This is a genomic window from Rhizobium redzepovicii (assembly GCF_019793435.1).
GTDB classification, from domain to species: domain Bacteria; phylum Pseudomonadota; class Alphaproteobacteria; order Rhizobiales; family Rhizobiaceae; genus Rhizobium; species Rhizobium redzepovicii.
In genome coordinates this window covers 81,831-101,839 of the sequence record NZ_JAILYH010000017.1, presented here as the reverse complement: position 1 = coordinate 101,839, position 20,009 = coordinate 81,831, and the positions used below count along the sequence as shown (strand labels likewise).

Annotated in this window: 15 protein-coding genes and 1 pseudogene; 10 read left to right on the top strand and 6 right to left on the bottom strand. The window is 60.7% G+C overall.

The window, feature by feature from the left end:
- Positions 1-21 precede the first annotated feature (21 nt).
- The gene (locus K6N12_RS25185) at positions 22-399 is read left to right on the top strand and encodes a hypothetical protein (protein WP_097628867.1); all 378 of its coding nucleotides are present in this window, start codon (positions 22-24) and stop codon (positions 397-399) included.
- A gap of 59 nt (positions 400-458) precedes the next feature.
- Here the strand turns inward: K6N12_RS25185 and K6N12_RS25180 are convergent, their stop codons facing one another.
- Positions 459-947, bottom strand: coding sequence for a PAS domain-containing protein (locus K6N12_RS25180; RefSeq protein ID WP_097628868.1), 489 nt, complete (start codon positions 945-947; stop codon positions 459-461).
- Between the two features lie 270 nt (positions 948-1,217).
- On the opposite strand from K6N12_RS25180, the gene K6N12_RS25175 reads away from it, so the two are divergent.
- Positions 1,218-1,910 carry a DUF599 domain-containing protein gene (locus K6N12_RS25175; protein ID WP_097628869.1) on the top strand — a complete coding sequence of 231 codons (693 nt, stop codon included), beginning with the start codon at positions 1,218-1,220 and terminating at the stop codon, positions 1,908-1,910.
- A 78-nt stretch (positions 1,911-1,988) separates the two neighbouring features.
- A complete protein-coding gene (locus tag K6N12_RS25170) occupies positions 1,989-2,882 on the top strand; it encodes a LysR family transcriptional regulator (protein WP_097628870.1) in 894 nt (297 codons plus the stop codon).
- A 7-nt stretch (positions 2,883-2,889) separates the two neighbouring features.
- Here K6N12_RS25170 and K6N12_RS25165 read toward each other — a convergent pair whose 3' ends face one another.
- Positions 2,890-3,840: an alpha/beta fold hydrolase gene (locus tag K6N12_RS25165; RefSeq protein ID WP_097628871.1), complete on the bottom strand. Its 951-nt coding sequence runs from the start codon at positions 3,838-3,840 to the stop codon at positions 2,890-2,892.
- Between the two features lie 354 nt (positions 3,841-4,194).
- Between K6N12_RS25165 and K6N12_RS25160 the strand changes: the two genes are divergently transcribed.
- The 3 genes from K6N12_RS25160 to K6N12_RS25150 all read left to right on the top strand — a co-directional run bounded on the left by K6N12_RS25160 (position 4,195) and on the right by K6N12_RS25150 (position 10,838).
- On the top strand, positions 4,195-5,505 hold the full coding sequence (locus tag K6N12_RS25160; RefSeq protein WP_097628872.1) for an epoxide hydrolase family protein: 1,311 nt from the start codon (positions 4,195-4,197) through the stop codon (positions 5,503-5,505).
- A gap of 155 nt (positions 5,506-5,660) precedes the next feature.
- Complete coding sequence (locus K6N12_RS25155; protein ID WP_097628873.1) at positions 5,661-7,811, top strand: mechanosensitive ion channel family protein; 2,151 nt, start codon at positions 5,661-5,663, stop codon at positions 7,809-7,811.
- Positions 7,812-8,579: 768 nt separating this feature from the next.
- Positions 8,580-10,838 (top strand): bifunctional diguanylate cyclase/phosphodiesterase, encoded by a 2,259-nt coding sequence (locus K6N12_RS25150; protein WP_097628874.1) that lies wholly within the window; start codon positions 8,580-8,582, stop codon positions 10,836-10,838.
- Positions 10,839-11,179: 341 nt separating this feature from the next.
- Here the strand turns inward: K6N12_RS25150 and K6N12_RS25145 are convergent, their stop codons facing one another.
- Positions 11,180-12,052 carry a LysR substrate-binding domain-containing protein gene (locus K6N12_RS25145; RefSeq protein WP_097628876.1) on the bottom strand — a complete coding sequence of 291 codons (873 nt, stop codon included), beginning with the start codon at positions 12,050-12,052 and terminating at the stop codon, positions 11,180-11,182.
- A gap of 102 nt (positions 12,053-12,154) precedes the next feature.
- Between K6N12_RS25145 and K6N12_RS25140 the strand changes: the two genes are divergently transcribed.
- The 3 genes from K6N12_RS25140 to K6N12_RS25130 all read left to right on the top strand — a co-directional run bounded on the left by K6N12_RS25140 (position 12,155) and on the right by K6N12_RS25130 (position 17,273).
- Positions 12,155-13,165, top strand: a complete 1,011-nt coding sequence (locus K6N12_RS25140; RefSeq protein WP_097628877.1) for a YeiH family protein — start codon at positions 12,155-12,157, stop codon at positions 13,163-13,165.
- Positions 13,166-13,274: 109 nt separating this feature from the next.
- Complete coding sequence (locus tag K6N12_RS25135; protein ID WP_097628878.1) at positions 13,275-16,520, top strand: adenylate/guanylate cyclase domain-containing protein; 3,246 nt, start codon at positions 13,275-13,277, stop codon at positions 16,518-16,520.
- Between the two features lie 72 nt (positions 16,521-16,592).
- The gene (locus tag K6N12_RS25130; protein WP_003586427.1) at positions 16,593-17,273 is read left to right on the top strand and encodes a peroxiredoxin-like family protein; all 681 of its coding nucleotides are present in this window, start codon (positions 16,593-16,595) and stop codon (positions 17,271-17,273) included.
- A 31-nt stretch (positions 17,274-17,304) separates the two neighbouring features.
- Here K6N12_RS25130 and K6N12_RS34670 read toward each other — a convergent pair whose 3' ends face one another.
- Positions 17,305-17,580 (bottom strand): LysR substrate-binding domain-containing protein, encoded by a 276-nt coding sequence (locus K6N12_RS34670; RefSeq protein WP_275593024.1) that lies wholly within the window; start codon positions 17,578-17,580, stop codon positions 17,305-17,307.
- Entirely contained in the window at positions 17,547-17,978 is a 432-nt protein-coding gene (locus K6N12_RS34665) for a LysR substrate-binding domain-containing protein (protein ID WP_375166055.1), read from the bottom strand. Before K6N12_RS34665 ends, K6N12_RS34670 begins: the two co-directional genes overlap by 34 nt.
- Positions 17,979-17,983: 5 nt before the next feature.
- On the opposite strand from K6N12_RS34665, the pseudogene K6N12_RS25120 reads away from it, so the two are divergent.
- A pseudogene (locus K6N12_RS25120) lies at positions 17,984-18,469 on the top strand (MFS transporter); the annotation flags it as partial.
- On the opposite strand, the gene K6N12_RS25115 reads toward K6N12_RS25120, so the two are convergent.
- The gene (locus tag K6N12_RS25115) at positions 18,442-19,950 is read right to left on the bottom strand and encodes a winged helix-turn-helix domain-containing tetratricopeptide repeat protein (RefSeq protein ID WP_222148991.1); all 1,509 of its coding nucleotides are present in this window, start codon (positions 19,948-19,950) and stop codon (positions 18,442-18,444) included. The pseudogene K6N12_RS25120 and the gene K6N12_RS25115 overlap by 28 nt on opposite strands.
- Positions 19,951-20,009 lie beyond the last annotated feature (59 nt).

Sequence of the window (20,009 nt, the reverse complement as noted above, 5' to 3'; positions counted from 1 at the left end):
TCTTTATTTGAGGATATGTCCATGCAATCATCCATCAATCGCGACGGCCGCCTTCCTGACCCCGATGAACTGATCGCCGAAGGTGAACCGCCTTTTGCCGATGCCGCCGTTGTAAGCACGCGTGAAAAAGTCGACGAAGATTTGAGCGGCCTGCAGCAGGAACTCAGGCTGCTGAAGGCTCGGATAGGCATGCTGCGCGAGGACGCGGAGGCGGCGCTGAAGGCAAAGGCCACATCGGTTGATGCAAACGCCCATGTCCAACTTGGCAGCTATCCCTGGGCGAAGCTTGCCGCAGCGATCTGCGCAACCTTCATTGCAGCCAGGCTGGTTCGAAATGTGCCGCTGGGGGTCATGCTTGCCGGATTTCCCAGTCATCTCTCCGAGGCGAGATGGCGTTGACCGGCGAGCTTTGAATCGCTGCACAAGGGCAGGCGCGTCGCTCGATGCGTCGAAGAAAATCAATGAAGCGGCGCGATGCCGGAAGCCATCGGCGTCGCAAGCTCTTTCAGAATCGCCTCAAGCGCGTCGGCCGTCGCCTGCAGCCCGGATGACCTCGCAATTTTGAGCGCCGCGCTGCAATGCGCAGACAATTCGTCTTGCTGGCTTTGATCATTCGTCCGAAAGACGATGCCCGCATAGTGCGATGGGTTTCCGGCTGCATCCCTGAAGCAGCGGCCGAAGGCGGCCACGGCTACGATTTGTCCGCTTCGATCAAATACCCGATAGTCATGGCGGTAGGGATCTCCTGTCACCACCGAGTCTGAAATCGCCTTGGCCACGGATGGCTTGTCGTCCGGATGAATCCTGTCGAGATATTTTATGATCGGCAGCCCCGCGATGGTCTGCTCCGGATCAAGCCCAAAGAGGTTCGCTAGTGCCGAATCCGCGTAAACCGTGTCGGTCGCCAAGTCCCACGTGAAGATGCCAGGCTCTTCGGCAAGGTCCATTCCCGTATCCCCAAGTCTGACCTGCCGGTTGACCACGTCACGCGGCTGGTGACACCCAATCTTAGTCGCCTTTCAATGGGACGCAATATCGACGTTTCCAATCTTGCTCGTGCATGCGGCTTGAGACCGCCGTACAAGCTCGCGACGCGCAGCCGGTAGCGGCCTCCCGCCCTTGCGCACCAAAGGAAGCCGCGGACGGCGATTGACGCTTGGAGCCGCCGTTCGCTCGACGTAGTGTTCGGAAAAACGCCATTCAATTCGGGGGACACCATGGATTTTTTGAACGTCGCGGCGATCGTATTCTTCCTTCTCGTCTGGGTGGCACTCGAGCCTTTGATGGCAATAGGGTGGCCGCGGCGAAACGACAGCCTTTCCGTCGACATGGTGCGCATTCGCGCGGCCTGGATGCGCGAGGTGCTGACCCGAGACAATAACTTCATCGGCGACGCGGCGATCCTCGGGCATACGATCAATTCGGCATCCTTCTTCGGATCTGCCAACCTCATCGTCATCGTCGGGCTCAGCGGTGCGCTGTTCATGGAGCCGAATTATGGATCGGGCGGCGGGCTGATCGCGCTGTTTGCGGCGCAGGATCCCGCCTGGTTCTTCCAGTGCAAGGTGCTCCTGATCATGGCGACGCTGCTGCGCGGCCTGTCCGATTTCATATGGGCGGTCCGACAGATCAACTATTGCCTTGCGGCGATCGGGGCGAGTCCGTCGCGCGATGAAGACAGGGACATCGTCAGCTGGACAAACGCGCTCACTCTGGTCTTGAACCCGGCTCTTCGCTCGTTCAGCGTCGGCGTCCGATCCTACTACTTCACCGTCGCTGCCGCCTTCTGGTTCATCGGGCCGATCCCCTTCATTGTCGCAGCCATCCTCAGCGTCGGCGTTTTGATCTGGCGTCAATCCTGGTCGGATGCTGCAAAGGGGATCATGGCCATACGCAGGCTGCTGGATTAGGATTGCCTGCGGTTCTGGGCAACGTCATAGTCTGCCGGCCGATGATGAGCAGAAGCGATATCTTACGGTCGGGTGCCAATGGATCGTCTCGAAGCGATGCGCATATTGCTGGCCGTTGTCGACGCCGGAAGCATCTCGGCCGGCAGCAGGCGGCTGAACGCGCCTTTGCCCAGCGTCAGCCGCAAGGTGGCCGAGCTTGAACGCCATCTCGGCGCAAACCTCATCGTCCGCACCAGCCGCAATCTTCAGCTCACCGACGCCGGCCGCGACTATGTCGACGCCGCCCGAAAGATCATTGCGGATCTCGATGAGGCGGAGCGAAGGGCGTCGGGCGAATACCAGACGCCCAGAGGCGCGCTCACGATCACGATGCCGATCGAATATGGGAGCCGGTATGTGCTGCCCGTCGCGCTGAGCTTCATGGACAAATATCCGGAGGTGTCGCTGAAGCTCCTGTCGCTCGACCGCACGGTTGATCTTGTGTCCGAGCTGGTGGATATCGCGATCCGTCTCGGCGACCTTGCCGACAGTTCCCTCCATGCGGTCAAAACCGGCGAATTCCGCCTGCTGACCTGCGCGAGCCCTGCCTATCTCGCGCGGCATGGCGAACCTCAGCGCCCAGGCGATCTCGTCGATCGCGACGGGATCTTCTTCAACAAGCCGGCATTCTTCTGGACATTCGACGTTGAGGGAAAGCCGATCGAGGCGATGCCTCGCAACCGGCTGGAAGTGAATACCGCGGCGAACTGCGTCGCGGCGGCCGTCGGCGGAGCGGGGATCGCGCGGCTCTTCGACTACCAGGTTCCCGACCAGCTGGCGTCGGGCGCGCTGGTGCCCATCCTGCGGGATTTCGATGGACCGCCGCAGCCTATTCATATCGTTTACGCTCGCCAGGGGATTCTGGCGCTGAAGGTACGCGCGTTTGTCGACTGGGCTCTACCCCGGTTGCGCGCGCTATCAGAACGACGATAATAAAACATTATCCGAATGATGCGCGGATTTCTTCAACCGTCTGTTTCGCATTCTGCAGATGGGGAAAGTGGCCGATACCCGGCAGGATATTGATTTCAACACCGATCCTGGCGGCGAATTCGATGCCCATTTCCTTGTTGATGTAGAGGTCCTTTTCGCCCCAGATGACTTTGACCGGCGTCTTCAACCGGTCAAGGTTGGCCTCGAGGACGTTCTGGTCGCGCGTGAAATGAGCGTAGTAATGGGCAAAGGCGTCCGCCGACGTCATTCCGCCCAAGTTCCACGAACGGACCAAGTCCTGCTGAACGTCGGTCGGCAGATCGAATTGTTCCGCCGGCGACAGGCCGCGCCTGTGCACGTTCTGAAGGATCTCGTCGCTTGTCTTGTTCATATAGGCGCGGGTCGGCGAGGCCGTCGGCTCGGCTTTGAGATTCTGCAGGTTCTCCCACATGTATTGCGGCCGGTCGAATGGCGCGAAGTCTCCGACGATGATCCGCCTGGCGATCGCCGGCTCATCGAGAGCAAGCAGCAAAACGGGGAGGGCGGCAATATCGGTCGCATAGATCACGAGGTTCGAACGGTCGATGCCTGCCGTCTCGATATAGGCCTTCAACACCGCCGCGTAGTCCTGGGGCGCATAGGAAAACCATTGCAACGCGGGGCGCGACGACTGGCCGTAGCCCGGCCAATCAAAGGCGTGGACGTCGTAGTCGCGAGCAAGCGTGCTCGCAATGTCCCTCCAGACCAACAGCGTTTCCGGAAACCCGTGCAGGAAAAGCACGGTGCCTTTTGGCGCCGGCGCGCGAACAATCATTCTCCTCAGCGTGAGCATCTCGTCGACCTTGATGAAATCAACGTCACCGTGCTGGGCTTCAGCGGACGCGAAGATTTTTCCGACGGGGAGGGATGGCGTGGCTGCGGCCGATGCAGCCCTATTTTCGGTTTTGTCTTCGGACATGTGAGTTCCTTTCCTGAACGACAGGTCCATAAGTAGCCACGCCGTCACCGCGCAGTAGCTGGAAAAATTGAGAGGCAGCCTCTTGATCGTGGTCGCTGTGACGGCGCTGGCCAAGGCTGAGTTTCCAACGAGAGGCTGCCTCTCAGTTTCTCCGGGTGCCGGCCCTGCGTCGCGCCACCCAAATAATCACCAGCCGCCGATTTGAGACAGCTCGCGGGGGATGGCGGAGCGCAGCGGCGACAACATAAGGAAGAACTGATATGACTGACATCACATTGAACCCTATGCGGTCACCAATGGCACCCCTTGCCGAACCTGTCCGTTGACTCTCATTGTCATGAAAGGACACACGTCATGGCACTGCTGACCTCTTTGAACCAAAGGCTTCTATCGCGACGCACGCTGCTGTCATCGGGTGCCGCGGCCGGCTTATCCGCCGTTCTGCTTCCGCTGGTGTCGGAAGCCGCCGACGTCATCGGCGCAACCATCGGAGAGATCCGACCGTTCAAGGCCGAGATCCCCGAGGCAGCGCTGACGGACCTCAGGCGGCGACTTGCCGAAACCCGATGGCCCGACGGTGAAACCGTCACGGATCGTTCGCAGGGTGTTGAGCCCGACAGGCTGAAGGAGCTGGTGGCCTACTGGCAGGCCTCCTACGACTGGCGCAAGGCAGAGAGCAGGCTGAATGCCTTTCCGCATTTTCTCACCAATATCGACGGTGTGGACATCCATTTCATCCATGTCCGTTCCCGTCATGAAAACGCGCTGCCGCTGATCATGACCCATGGCTGGCCGGGTTCGGTGTTCGAACTGCTCGATGTCATCGGGCCGCTCACGGACCCGACGGCGCATGGCGGTACGGCCGAGGATGCCTTCCACCTGGTGATCCCTTCGATCCCGGGATTCGGTTTCTCCGGGAAGCCGTCGACGACGGGTTGGAACCCGCAGCGGATAGCGGCTGCCTGGGACGTGCTGATGAAACGGCTCGACTATGACCGCTATGTCGCGCAAGGCGGCGACTGGGGCGCCATCATCAGCGACGCCCTGGGTCGCCAGGCACCCGATGGGCTGCTCGCCATCCATGTCAACAGGATCGAGCGGGCCACGACGTTCCCATCGGATGCAGCCCAGGCTCTTAAAAATGGAGGGCCGGCTCCCGACAATCTGTCTGCGGACGAGAAGGTCGTCTTCGATGAGGCGCGGAACTTCCTCAACAACGGCTTCGGCTATGCCGCGATCATGAGCACACGTCCGGAGACAGTCGGTTACGGCATTGCGGATTCGCCAGTTGGCCTTGCCGCCTGGCTTTACGACAAGATCGCCGACTGGGTGTTCACCCGAGGCGATCCGGAACAGGCGCTTGGCAAGGATGTCATCCTCGACAATATCACGCTGTACTGGCTGACGAACACCGGCCCCTCGAGTGGCCGCATCTATTTCGAAAACGCCATGGCGGGCGCAAAGCTCACGGAGGTCAAAGTGCCGGTCGCCGTCACCATATTCCCCGGAGAGGTCTACAAACCGCCAAAGCACTGGTTGTCGAAGGCCTATCCGAAGCTGGTCTACTATAACCGCGCGCCCACGGGCGGCCACTTCGCGGCCTGGGAGGAGCCGGAACTCTTCAGTCAGGAGATCAGGGCAGGGTTCAAAACGGTGCGATCATGAGCAACCGCCGTTAACCGACCGGCGTGTTTTCAGGGGCGGCGGCACGGCGAGCTTTACGCCCGCCAGACAGGTCGTCGATTGACGTCGATTACGCAACGCTTCACAACGTCCGAAGTTGCTAGAAACAACGCCAGCTTCTTGGGGACCAGGGCTATATGCGCATCAATGACGACCGTCATTTTTTTGGTAGAGTGTCGATATTCTTGACGGTGGTATTTTCGACGCTTGTGTTCGCGAGCGTAACCGTCGCCCCAGCGGCCGAACCGACCAATTCCTCGGCACCGATCCGGGTTATCATCGAATTGCCCAACGATGATGCCGGACGCGCGCTGGTCAACCGGATCGTTCCCGGCACTCAGGAACCGGCGCAGCCGGCAGCGGCCCCGCAAGAGGTGGCACCGCCGTCGATTGCCACCGCATTGCAGGATCTACGCCAAAGGTTGCTCACGCTCGTCGATGCAGTCCCAACGCTTCCGGGACAGGTTCAAACGGCGATCCGGGTCTTCCAAACGGATGATCGCATCGATGCTGTCGGACTGATCCTGGCGGTGACACTCTTCATTGCAGGCGGATTCGCTGCGCAGCGCCTTGCCTGGTGGTCCGGGCGAGGGCTGCTTCATTTTGTGTTGACCGCGCCTGCCGACACCGTCCGGCAGCGGATCAAGCTCCATGCGGCCCGGCTTTCAATGGGCCTTCTCGCGTTGGTCGGTTATCTCATCGGCAGCCTCGGCGCCTTTATCCTCTTTCCCTGGCCTGCCGTGTTTCGCGATATCGCGCTCATTCTGCTATCAGCGGCGCTGATGGTGCGCCTTGGCGTGCTTGTCGGCCGCATCGTGATTGCGCCCGGCGCCCGGCTGCCGCATATGCGGCTTCTGACGCTTGTCACCTCGCTTGCCTGGTTCTGGTATTACTGGCTTCTCGCAATCGTCGCCGTGCTGGCGGCCGGCTGGGCGATCATCGAAGTGTTCCAGACCATCGGGGCTTCGCCCATCCTGGTCGATCTCTTTACCGCCGCGTGGCTCGGTGTCGTTTCGATCACGCTGATTACGATGATTTGGCTGCGGCATTTCCGTTCCGACGGGCCGCCGGTGAACCGGTTAGTCTGCGTCGGCTTCAGCGCGAGCATCGTATTATCGTGGCTGTTATGGGTGTCCGGGCTGCGCGGAGTATTCTGGACGTTGATCGTCCTGACGCTTCTGCCGCTTACCGTTTCCGTGGCGCGTGATGTCATCGGTCGCATCGTACGATCCGGCGGCGAACACGCCGTCGAAGATCCGGCTATCGTCGGATGGTCCGTCGTCATCATGCAAACGCTCCGGAACGGCCTGATCGTGGTCGCCGCGCTGCTGATTGCCCGCGCTTGGAATGTCAATCTCAGTGACCTTGCCGCTGCCGAAACGGTGACCACCCGTTTGATCCGTGCAGGCATCCGCATCGTTATCGTGCTGCTGGTGACCGACGTCATCTGGAAGCTCGCAAGCACGCTGATCGACAGTCAGATGGCGGTGGCGTCGCGAAGTGCGGAGGCGGGGCATCTGGACGGACCCGAAGCGCGCCGGCGCCAGCGGTTAAATACCCTGCTTCCGATCCTTCGCAACGTGCTGTTTCTGGCGATCGGCGCTGTCGGCTTCCTGATGATCCTGGATGCCGTCGGCATTCAGATCGGACCGTTGCTGGCCGGCGCCGGTGTCGTCGGCATCGCCGTCGGCTTCGGCGCGCAAACGCTCGTCAAGGATATCATCTCAGGCGTCTTCTATCTGTTCGACGATGCCTTTCGCATCGGTGAGTATATTCAGGCGGCAAAATATAAAGGGACAGTCGAAGGTTTCTCGCTGCGATCGATCCGCCTTCGGCACCACCGCGGTCCGGTCACCATCGTTCCTTTCGGCGAACTCGGCGCGGTGCAGAACCTGAGCCGCGACTGGGTGATCGATATCATTACGCTGACCCTGAACTATGACAGCGACCTTGAGGAGGTCCGCAAGACCATCAAGCGCATTGGCGTCGAGCTGCTGGACGATCCCGAACTCGGGCCCAACATCATCGAGCCCTTGAAAATGCAAGGGATCGAGCAGATGGCCGATTACGGTGTGCAGATCCGCCTGAAGTTCATGGCCAAACCCGGCGAGCAATTCGGCGTTCGCCGAAAGGCACTGGCCATGCTCAAGAAGACATTCGCGGAAAAAGGGATCCAGTTTGCAACTCCGACGGTTCATGTTTCCAGCGGGACGGCCGATGCAGCAGCTTCCGCCGCCGCTACGGAGCTACAAAGACCGGCAAAAGTGATCCCAACACTTCAGGAGTAACTGCGCAGAGCACAAGACAAGCTCGGCGAGAGTGGCGACGCTATATGCCATTGTAATAAAAAGGCATTCTGTTGTTCCATAATCTGTCTTATGCGATTTTTGTGTGGCCGCAAAGTTGAAGTGTCCTGTTTCTGTAAAGTTTGAATGGCACACTCCCCGCGTTTTCGATTACGTGGGAGACGAGATGACAAGCCAGCTGTCTGGCAATCCCTGAGAACAAAGCTGGAGGCAAGCCTCCCATAGCGGCGTCTTACAGGAGGTTTCGTCCTGTAGAATGTCGAGCCCGTCGCGATGGTCGCGCAGCGATCCGAGCTAGCACACGGGACGGCGAATTTCTTCGCGAAGCTCTCGCTGCATCGTCCAAGGTTCCGCAGTCATTTCTGCGTGCTCAGCCGGGTATCACTCGTTCACTAGGTCGTTCAGCGACCAGCGACGTCAATGTCGGCAAGCAATTCGATTTTTGGAAGCACGCTGAGGTCCCGTTCAAACGCTGGAGCATAAAGCGGATATCCATCCACCAGGATCATGAGAATAGAAACTTAGGAAGCTGAAGCCGATGTGTGCACCCTCACCTGCCCGATCTGCCCAGCAACCAGGAGCAGCCAGTCAGATTGTGCCAGGCCATCGTGCCGTGGCAGACCAACGTTCCAACCAAAACGATGTCTTGACGCGCTACCGGATCGGCTTTTCTCGCAGGCTAGCCGGTTTAGCGTTGCCTTAAAGAAACTGTGCGAGGATGCATCTGTGTCCATCCGCGCCGGCAAACTAATGAAGTTTCGAAGAAATCCAAAGATACTCCGTGGCCTTGCTGCCTCCGCAGCCAGCCATGCAACCGCATTTGCTCCGGCACTATTTGCGGCGGTTATTGCAGTTATTGTCGTCTGGGTCGCAACGAACTGGCGGCTGGAGCGATCGCTGGCAGAGGAGCGCTCGATTGTTGCGGGCGAGCTTGCCACAATATCATCTCGGCTTCAGACGAACCTCAATAGCAATGTGAAGCTGCTGCAAGGTCTGGCGGCTGGCATCGCAGTCGACCCGGCAATGGGCCAGAACGGATTTTCCAAACTCGCCGCGCAGATCCTGCAGCCCGATTCACAATTGCGCAGTTTCGCTGCGGCGCCCGACATGGTGGTCAAATGGGTTTATCCTGAGAAAGGAAACGAAAAGGCCATCGGGCTCGATTACCGAAAGAATGACAAGCAACGGGCTGCCGCGATGCTGGCGCGCAACACCCACAATATCGTTCTGACAGGGCCAGTGGAACTCGTCCAAGGCGGAACCGCTTTCGTCGTCAGATGTCCGATCTATATCGATGACGGAAACAGCCAGATCTTTTGGGGGCTGCTCTCCGGAATTATTGATATCCCAAGGCTCTATAGTGATAGCGGCCTTGGATCGACCGAGCTTGAGATTGCCATCAGTACCGTGCCGGAGCCAAATTCGCCGAAACAGGTTTTCCTCGGAAGTCTGGAAACCTTTTCGAAGCAGCCGGTCGCGACATCCGTTGACATGGCTTATGGCCGGTGGACTTTCGGCGCCGTGCCCAAGCACGGATGGGGCCAAAATAACGGAATCGGCGTTTTTGAGTTTTATGCGAGCTTGTTGGGCCTCTGTGTCGTTGCGCCGATCATTTGGATCGGCTTCCTGACCAAATCACGCCAACGAACGATCGAGAAGCTTCGCCTTCACAAGAAGAAGCTCGTTCGAGCGCGGCAACGTCTGGAATATCTGTCGTTGCGCGACGCCCTGACGGGGCTGGCTAACCGACGGTTCGTCGACCAGATGATCTCGCAACCACAGAGACCCGATGGCGAAGACTGTCTGATCCTCATTCATATCGACCTCGACCGATTTAAAGAGATCAACGATACGAAAGGGCATGCCGGCGGTGACATGGTCCTTCAAACAACCGCTTCGCGCCTCGCCGATTTGACCGGCCCAACCGACGTCGCGGCTCGGATCGGTGGGGACGAGTTCATTTTCGCCAGGTGGAGCGCCAACCCCGAGCCTGAGGCAGCCGAATTGGCCAAGCAGATCGTCGCCACGCTCCAGCAGCCCCTCCTCATCGATGGGGCGGAGTATGTGGTCGGAGCAAGCGTCGGTGTCGCCTGGGAGACTGAACATGCCTCCGGGCGGGATCTCGGCCAGTTGCTTCTCAATGCCGATTTGGCCCTCTACGAAGCGAAGAAGGCAGGGCGCGGCCGCGCGGCCATTTTCACCGAAGAGCTTCGCAGCGCCGCAATCCATTCAAAAGAATTGGCGGATGAGTTCAATCTGGCGCTCGACCGCGATGAGCTCGTTGCATTCTTCCAGCCGCAATTCCATGCGGATACGCTGGCTATATCAGGCGTCGAGGCCCTCGCCCGCTGGGATCACCCGCGAAAAGGTCTGCTCGGCCCGAACAATTTTCTCGGCGCCGCGGAAAGGCTGGGGCGTAGCGGCGATATGGATAGGCTGATCCTGCACAAGGCCCTGTTCGAGCTGACGAGATGGGACAGCCTGGGAATGCAGATCCCGCGTGTCTCCGTCAATATATCGGCGCGCCGACTGGCGCAGGCAAATTTGCTCGCCGAACTGTCCGGGCTTCCCGCAGCGAGGGGTCGCCTCTGTTTCGAGCTGCTCGAGACAATTTCCTTCGACGAGCTTCAGCCTGCCCTCAACGAGGTCATTCCGGCAATCAAAGCGCTCGGCATTGAAATCGAGATCGACGATTTCGGCACGGAACATGCCAGCATCATCAGTCTGCTTCGGTTTGAGCCGCGACGACTTAAGATCGACCGCGAAATTATCAAGCCGATCATAGCCTCTCCGTCTCAACGCCGCCTGGTTTCCTCCATTATCGAAATCGGCCGGTCACAGAACATCGACATCGTTGCCGAGGGCGTCGAGACAATGGAGCACGCGAAGATCCTAAAAGATCTCGGTTGCCATTTGCTGCAAGGCTATGCTCTGGCGCGGCCAATGACGTCGGAGCAGCTGATCGAATTTTGCCGCGTGAAGCACAAGGGACTGACGAAAGCAGGCTGATGCGCGAAATCACACCAGCCTAGAATCGGATGATTTGAGGCCGGATCGGATTAAAATCATCCGGTTCAGACGCAGCCGCGAGAGCCCGCTCAAGGGCGGCGGACAAGCTCCTGAAGCCTCCATGGTAGGCACCGGGCCGCAGTTTCGTCAGTCGATCGATCTGCTGATGGCCCAGCGGAGCGATCGTCAATCCGAATGGCAATGCCGTGGGTTCAGGGCAGTCCCCTGCCTCGACGATCGCCATCACAGCGGGAGGCGATCCAACGACCGCCACATCGCTCTCGAGTTTAGAGCTCTCGAAGTTATCGCTCTAACGGCTGCTGTCCACGGAATCCGGCATATCAGGCGTGGGCACGGCAGAATGCCTCGAATTCTCGTGCGGGCGCAGTTCGATGGCGCTCCTTATGTCTGAGCAAGGTGAACCGTCGCGGCGGAAGCTCGACCTCGAGCATTCGCAACTGGCCATTCTCGACGAAGGGCATGACGATCACCTCGGAGAGCGCCGTGACACAGCCGCAGCTTCTCACGGCCGACAATACCGCTTCGTTCGAGGGAAGCACCAGCGAGACGTCGAGCTTGGAAGGATCGATGTGAAGCTCGCGCAGCGACTGTTCGAGCACCGAACGTGTTCCGGAACCCGCTTCCCGCATGATCCATTTGAGGCGGCCGAGGTCCCCTGCTTCAATATCGTCGCGGTTTTCGGATCCGACGACAAGAACCAGCCTGTCGCTGGCGATCATGGAGTTCGAAAGCGTGGGTTCGTCGACCATGCCTTCGATGAATCCCAGTTCCGCGTCGCCCTGTTTGACCGCCGCAGCCACGGTCATCGTGTTGCCGATCGTCAGATCGATATCGATGCCCGGATAAGCGTGGGAGAAGCCGAGGAGCCGCGAGGGCAGCCAATAGTTGGCGATGGTCTGACTGGCATGGATGTCGAGCGTACCGGTCTTCAGCCTGCCAAGCTCGGCGAGAACCGCCTCGGTTGCTTTGACTCTTGCCAGCGTCTCCTTGGCCTCGCGCAAAAGGACGGCCCCTTCCCTGGTCAATTGAATGCCGCGGCCAACCCGGTCGAAGAGCTTCACGCAATAGAACGTCTCCAGCGCCTTGACGGACGCGCTGACTGCGGAGGGTGTCAGTCGAAGAGCGGAAGCCGCCTGCGTGAGATGCTGCCGCTCGGCCACTGCCACAAAGATCGAAAGCTGCTCGAACGTCATCGAAAATCGTTCTCTTACACCGAATGAAATGTCAATAATTATTCGATGGATGAGCACAAAACGGAGGACTATCCTACAAATAGAATTTCTTTTGGATATTTCATGTCGCCTTCCTCGAGATTGTTGGAAATCCTTCCCGGCATCGCCGCCTCCGTCGCGATAACCATCTTGGCGTGGGGCATGGTTTCTATGGAGAAAGCCGTCATCGGCTTCGAAATCATCGATGGGCTGGTCTTCGCCATCCTCCTGGGCACGATGCTGCAGACCTTCGTGGGCCTGCCGGCCCGTTTTCATGCAGGGATCGCCTTTTCGAGCAAGGTCCTTCTGGAATTTGCCATCCTGCTACTCGGCGCATCCGTCAGCATAGCGACCGTCGCCGCGGCCGGCACCACCATGATCGTGATCGTCATGGGAACAGTGCTTCTCTCGCTGGTGACAAGTTATGGGATCTGCAGGATGCTTGGCCTTCACGACCAGCTGGCAACTCTTGTCGCCTGCGGCAATTCCATTTGCGGGAATTCTGCGATCGTTGCCGCAGCACCAGTAATCGGCGCCCGCGCGAACGACGTTGCATCGTCGATCGCCTTCACGGCGGCGCTCGGAATAGTCGTCGTCCTGGTGCTGCCGCCGCTTTTTGCGGTAACACATCTCACGGAATGGCAATATGGCGTTCTTGCCGGCATGACCGTCTACGCGGTTCCGCAGGTGCTTGCAGCGACCACGCCTGTCGGCGCCGTCAGCGTACAGGTCGGCACCATCGTGAAGCTCATGCGGGTCCTGATGCTTGGTCCGGTCGTGCTGCTGCTGCAACTCAAGAGGGATGCGGAGCATCCCACCCAAATCTCGCTTGCACATCTTCTGCCGTGGTTCATTGTCGGTTTCTTGGCGATGATGGGCTTGCGGAGCTTCGATCTCATCCCGCCGCAAGCCGCAACGGTGGCGAGGGAATCCTCGTCCGTGCTCACCCTCGTCTCGATGGCTGCCCTTGGCCTGTCGGTGAACATGCGGACGGTACTTGCCTCCGGCGGGCGCGTGCTGCTGGCCGGGGTGCTGTCGATGCTCGCGCTGGCGTTTATGAGCGCTATCGGACTGATGATCCTTCACCCCAACTGAAATCCTGCTTGCGGGCCTCACGTAGCAGGTTCATGCTTGTTTCTGTTAAGGCCCGTCGGTTGCGACCGGGATACCCGTCGCATATCTGGCCTTTCGTGGGACGGGTGCGATGGAGTGCGCCGGCTGCGGTTTCGATATTCAAAGTGGTTTTGCCTTCTGCACGCGATGCGGCGCCAGGCAGCCCCTCTCCTGTGCTGCCTGCGGCTGTGCCTGTCAGCCGGATTTTGCCTTCTGCCCGAGATGCGGCGCGGCCATCTCAGGCCGAGTCCCGCCTGCGCCGAAGCCAAGCATCGAGGTGGTGCCGCATAAATCAGACAGCGATGCCGACCGGCGGCCGGTCACGGTGCTCTTTGCCGATCTCTGCGGCTTCACGACGCTGAGCGAGCAGATCGACCCAGAAATCATGCGGGTGCTGCAGAACGAACTATTCGAAGAGATGACGCAGGCGGTCGAGGCTTATGGCGGATTCGTCGACAAGTTCGTCGGCGATGCGCTGCTGGCGCTGTTCGGCGCCCCGGTTGCCCATGAAGATGATCCGGTCCGGGCGCTCGGTGCCGCACTCGATATGATTCGGCGGGCGACTGACGTCGGCGACCGCTGGCGCTCACGCGCCGGTGTGCCGCTGCGTCTGCATATCGGCATCAATAGCGGGCCTGTCGTCACCGGCGGCTTCGGTGCGGTCAGCACAAAATCCTATTCGGTGACCGGCGACACGGTGAACACCGCCCAGCGGCTGCAATCGATGGCCGGCGAAAACGATATCCTCGTCGGACCGCTGACCTATCGCCTCACCCGCCATGCCTTTGCCTTCGACAGTCTTGGCGCGCAGACGCTCCGTGGCAAAAGCGGAAACGTCCTCGTCCATCGGCTGGCTGGGCTGCTGGAAGCGCCGCATACGGCGCGCGGGCTCGAAAGTTTCGGCCTTCAGGCGCCGATGATCGGACGCGATGGCGAGTTGTCGCGGCTGCTGACCTGCCTCGATCTCGCCTGCGGCGGTGCGGCGCAACTCGTCCGCCTGATCGGCGAAGCCGGTATCGGCAAATCGCGGCTGGTCAACGAATTCGTTGGAACCGCCGGCGATGCGGCCCGTTTCCCCGGCCTTGCCATCCGCAACGCCACCTGCTCTCCCCTCGGCGAACGATCCTATGGCACGCTCGCCGCGGTCGTGCGCAGCGCTTACGGTATCGGCGAGCGGGATGATCTCGCCAGAACACGGCAGCTGCTGACAACCGGATTCCGCGCGCTCGATCTCACCCAAGAGGATGTCGAGGGGCTTTTGCCGCTCTTTCTGCATGTCCTCGGTCTCGGCGACGCCGATGGGGCATTACGGCACATCGAGCCGGAACAGTTGCGGCGACAGATCTTCTATGCGGTACGCACCGTCTTCGAGCGGCGGTTGGCGCAAGGCCCTCTGCTGCTCGTTATCGAGGATCTGCACTGGGCGGACGTTGCCTCGCTGGAAGTGCTCCGCTTCATGATGGATCGGCTGGAGCGCAGCCGGCTGATGCTGCTGGCGATCTACCGGCCGACATCGCAGACCGACCCGCTGAACTCCGATCGCGTCAACGTGACCGTGCAACGTCTCGACCCGCTCTTTGCAGCCGATGGGCAGAAGTTGCTTGCTGCCTTTTTTGGCGAGAGCCATAGTAAGCTGCCGGTGGCCATGCGCAAGCGCATCCTGGATCGGGCCGGCGGCAATCCGCTTTTCATCGAAGAAATCCTGCGCGGACTGATCGACATGGGCACGCTGCACCATGACGGTCATCGCTGGCATGTCGCAGCCGACGACACGGATGTCGATATCCCGGTCAATCTCCAGGCGCTGTTGCTCGCCCGCGTCGATCGGCTGCCGCAAGAGATGAGACGGTTGGCGCAGGAGGCTGCGGTTGTCGGCCCAAAGTTCGATACCGCCCTGCTCCGCACCGTCACCTCCGACCCGGCCGGCGTCGACGCGGCGCTGGATTATCTCTGCGATGCCAATATCATCGAGGAATTGCGCGGCCCGGATGCCGGCGGATCGCCGGGCTATCGCTTCAGCCAGACGCTGATGCATGACGTCATCTACCACAATCTGCTGCTGCAGCGGCGCATGGAGCTGCATGGCAGGATCGGCCGCATTCTGGAACGCCAATATGGCGAAGCGCCCGACCGGGCCGAGCACCTGACGCAGCTCGGCCATCACTTCAGTCTGACCACCGAGAAAGCCAAGGGCGCCGGCTATCTGATGGCGGCGGGCGATCTGGCGCGCAAGACCTACGCCAATGACGATGCCATGCGACTCTACCATCAGGCCCTTGCCGCCTTCGCCAACGAGCCGGAGGTGTCGCCGGAGCAATTGGCGCTCATGGAGCGTCTTGGTGATCTCTGCGGCCCTGCCGGCCGGCGCGATGCTGCCTTGACCCATTATCAGCGGGCGCTTGCGATCCACCGCACCAAGGACGATCGGATCGCCGCAGCACGGATCCTGCGAAAGACCGGCCGTCTGCATCTCGACGCGGGGCGCCGCGACCAGGCGGAAACCCATTGCGCTGCGGCCGAAGCGTTGATCGCGACGATCGATGCGCCGATCGAACATGCGCACTTGCTGCAGGAGCGCGGCCATCTGGCCTTTCGCATGGGCGATCAGGCAGCTGCCGCCGAATGGGCGACGCAGGCGCTGCAACGCCTGCAAACGCTGCCCGTCGACGGAACGACCGAGGCCGGACGGGAGGCGGCACGGGCGATGGCGGAGGCGTTGAACACCAAGGGTGCGGCGCTGGCGCGGCTCGGGCGCCGCCGCGATGCGGTGCAGGAAGTCGAGCGCAGCCTTTCGGTCGCTGAAAAGGCCGATCTGCAAAGTGCAGCGTGCCGCGCCTATTCCAATCTCGGCGTTCTCTACACCATCGTCGACCCGGCCAACGCCATCAGGATCTGCCGGCGCGGCCTGGAGGTCGCCACCCGCATCGGCGATCTTGGCTTCCAGGCGCGGCTACTCGCCAACCTCGCGGTTTCCTGCTGCACCTTTACCGATCGCTGCGCGGCCGAGGGTGTGCCGGCAGCGGAGAAGGCCGTCGAAATCGACCGGGCGCTCGATCAGCGCGACCATCTCTCCGTGCCACTGATTGTCCTCGGGCAGATTCATCAATGCCACGGGCAGCCGAAGCTAGCTCGTAAGTATTACGAGGAAGCCCTTGAGGTTGCAAAGGAAATTGACGAGCCGCAACTGCTCTTTCCGTGCTATGATGGCTTGGCGACACTGAGCCTCGAACACGACGATATGGACGAGGCGGAACGGTATTTCACGCTGGCGCAGGATGTGTGCATCCGCCACAACCTCGATCCAGGCACACTCGTCGTTTTGCCGTTTCTCGACTGACCTTCCTCCCGGTGTAACTTCTGGAGAGCGGTTAGTCCAATCAAGTCAAATAGATAAAGGGAGGAATTAATCATGCAGGAGAACCACTCGGAAAGACCATTACAGCCCGGAGATCGCGCGCCAAACGTGGTGCTGGATGCGATTACTCGCCAGGGTAAGATCGCCATCGATGATTTTCGTGGCCAGAAACCGGTGCTTGTCGGGCTGTTTCGCGGACTGCATTGCCCCTTCTGCCGCCGGCAGATCGCCGCCATGGCCGAACTCACCGGTGCATTGCAGGAAAAGGGCATCGACAGCCTGACTGTCGTGAATACCCCGATCGAGCGTGCCCGCCTCTATTTCCGCTACCACCCGCTTCCCAACCTGCTGGCTGCTTCCGACCCGGAACGGATGTCACACAGGGCCTTCGGCCTGCCGAATGTCCAGTTCACCGAAGACGAGAATGACTGGCCGCACAAGCTCAGCATGAGCACGGTGACCTCGATGCGTATCGACATGCCGGGTGAGCTCCCGGAGCCGATGGATGTGATGGCGGCGGTGGACTATCTCGACAAGGCGGATGGCTACGAATTCACTGAGGACGACACGCAGATGATTGCGACCGGCCATGGCCAGCTTGTCGGCGAATTCCTGCTCGACCGAGATGGCGTCGTGCGCTGGTGTTTCACTGAAGTCGAAGACGGTGGCCGTCATATGTTCGGTGGTCCCGCCCCTCGGGAAGTGATGTCGGCAGCCTCGAATATGGCTGTTTGAAGCGAGTAATCTTTCCTCCGGGGATCGCCGTCTATCTCGGGCGCGAGGCCAGCCAGACGTGAAACGCTGCAACCTCGTATCGACTCAACGCCTTCGGCGCTGCGACGATGTAATACGCCCACTTCACAGGCCAGCGGACGTCTGGCAACAGATGGACCAGCCTGCCGCTGTCGAGTTCCTGCGCCACGAGCGCCTTGCGCACGAGGGCGACGCCCCTTGCCGCGACGGCAGCCTGAATGACTGCCGCCGTGGAATTGATCTTCAGCCCGCGTTCTATCGGAAGCCGGTTTGCGCCGGATCTCGCCAACCATTCCGCCCATGTCGGAAAGTCGCCGCCCGGATGCGGCGTGCCGTCAGCGTCTGTTCGACGATCCAGCCGGCGGTCACCTCCCGATCCACCTCGAGCAGCCGATTGTGGCATACCGCGATAATCTCCTCACTCATGAGGAATGTCGACTTCACACCCTTCCAGGCACCAAGACCGCAGCGTATGCCGATATCAGCCTCGCCCTGGGCCAGATCGATGACTCTGTCGGAGACATCAAGCCGGACATCGATCGTCGGAAAGTTCATCGAGAAGTCGTCCAATCTTGCCAGCAGCCAGTTGGCAACGGGACGCGGTGACCACCACGACCGACCGGGCTTTCCTGCCGCGAAGCTTCCGCAGCCCGGTTTCGAGACGATCGAGCCCTTCCGCGATATCATAGAGCGTCGGGCATGGTCACTCGATCGACCAGGCGGCATTGGGAATCCAATGGCATATCCTCGCCATGTATGCCCCGAGCTTCGTCACCGGCCGCCTGATGGTGCGCTTCGGCAAGGAACGGGTCGCGGCCGTCGGTCTCCTCCTCATCGGCAGCTCGGCGGCGGTCGCGCTCTCCGGCTTCGACATCTCCCACTTCTGGCTCTCGCTGGTTCTGCTCGGGATCGGTTGGAACTTCGGCTTCATCGGAGCAACCGCGATGGTCGCCGACTGCCATACGCCGGCCGAACGCAGCAAGGTGCAGGGGGCAAACGACTTCGTGGTCTTCGGTACGGTCGCCTGCGCGTCCTTCTCGGCCGGGTCGCTTCTCCACAGCTCCGGCTGGGAAACGATCAACTTGATCGTGCTTCCGGCGGTCGCCCTGGTGCTGTTTCCGTTGGTCTGGCGGGCGGCGCGGCCCGGCGATCACTCGGGAAGACCGGCCTTGCGGTAGCCATCGACAAAATGCGCAAGCGTCCGAGCGTCGCGGAAGGGCTCGGTCGCCGCCCAGTGGCGAATGGAAAAATGCGGGTTGGCGACGAGGAAGAGATCGGTCTCGGCGCGTGCCTCGTCGGGCCGGCCGAGCTTGGCAAGGCTTGCCGCCAGGAAACGGCGTGAGCTTGAGCGATAGGTCTCGTCGCGGCGCAGCGTCTCGACGGCGGCCGCATATTGGCCGGCCGCATATTGCGCCTGGCCGAGCGTCAGATAGTACCAGCTTGCCGGAAACGGGTTCAGCCGGAACGCTTTGCGAATATGCTCGAGCCCCTCGCCGACCCGGCCGGCAAGGACGGTGATGTCGGATAGCGCGGCAAAAGTATCGGCCTCATTCGGGTCGAGCTCGATCGCCTTGGCGAATTCCGCATCCGCTTCGGCGAAGTCGCGCTCATAGGCAAGCAGGTAAGCCAGGACCCAACGGCAGCCGGCATCGTTGGGATCGAGCGTGACGGCCCTGCGTGCCAGTTCTAAAGCGAGGCTGCGGTCGAATTCCGTCGGCCCGCCGCTATGGATCCGTCCCATCCAGTGGTTCATGGCGAGCCAGCGATAGGCCTCGGCATAATCAGGGTCGAGGGAGACGGCGCGCGTCAGCATCAGATGCGCTTCCTCAGCCGCCTGCGGGGAATCATCCATCAGCCTGCGCGCCCGCACACAAAGGTCGTAAGCCTCAAGGCTGATTGGCCGGTTGCGCGGCGGTGGTGCGCGCAGCCGCCCGAGCAGCGCCTCGACGATCTTTTCCGCCACCTCGTCCTGAACGGCAAAGATATCGTCGAGGCTGCGATCGAAGCGTTCGGCCCACAGGTGATCGCCGCTCGCGGCGTCGATCAGCTTGGCATTGATGCGGACCCGTCCTGCGGCGCGTCGGGCACTGCCTTCGAGCAGGTAGCGCACGCCTAGTTCCCCAGCGATCTCTCGCATGTCAACCGCCTTTCCCTTGTAGGAAAACGCCGAGTTGCGGGCGATGACGAACAGACCCGGCATCCTGGAAAGGTCGGTAATCAGGTCTTCGGTCAGCCCATCGGAGAAGAATTCCTGCTCGGGGTCATCGCTGATATTGACGAAGGGCAGCACAGCAATGGATGGCCTGTCAGGCAGCGGCAAAGCCTTTCGCTTGACGCCACCGGGCTGATCTGTGGCCCCGGTGAAGCGGTAGCCGACGCGCGGAACCGTGGCAATCCACTCGCCGCCGTCTGCAGCAGGGCCAAGCAGCTTTCGCAGCTGCGCGATCAGGACGGTGAGGTTGCCCTCCTCCACCGCCCTGCCCGGCCACGCCGCATCCATCAACTCGGCTTTGCCGAGGATTTCGCCCGGCCGCCCGACGAGCGCCGCAAGCAGCTTCAGCCCGCGGTGGCCGACGGCCACGGGATCGTCATTCCGAAGGAGCGTTCCCGCCGCCGGATCAAGCACGAACGGACCAAATGCAAAACGCGATCCCTGCATAGCCGCATCCTAGAGTCTTTAAAGCTTGGATGAAACTGTTCGTCCGCTTAGTCCGCGTG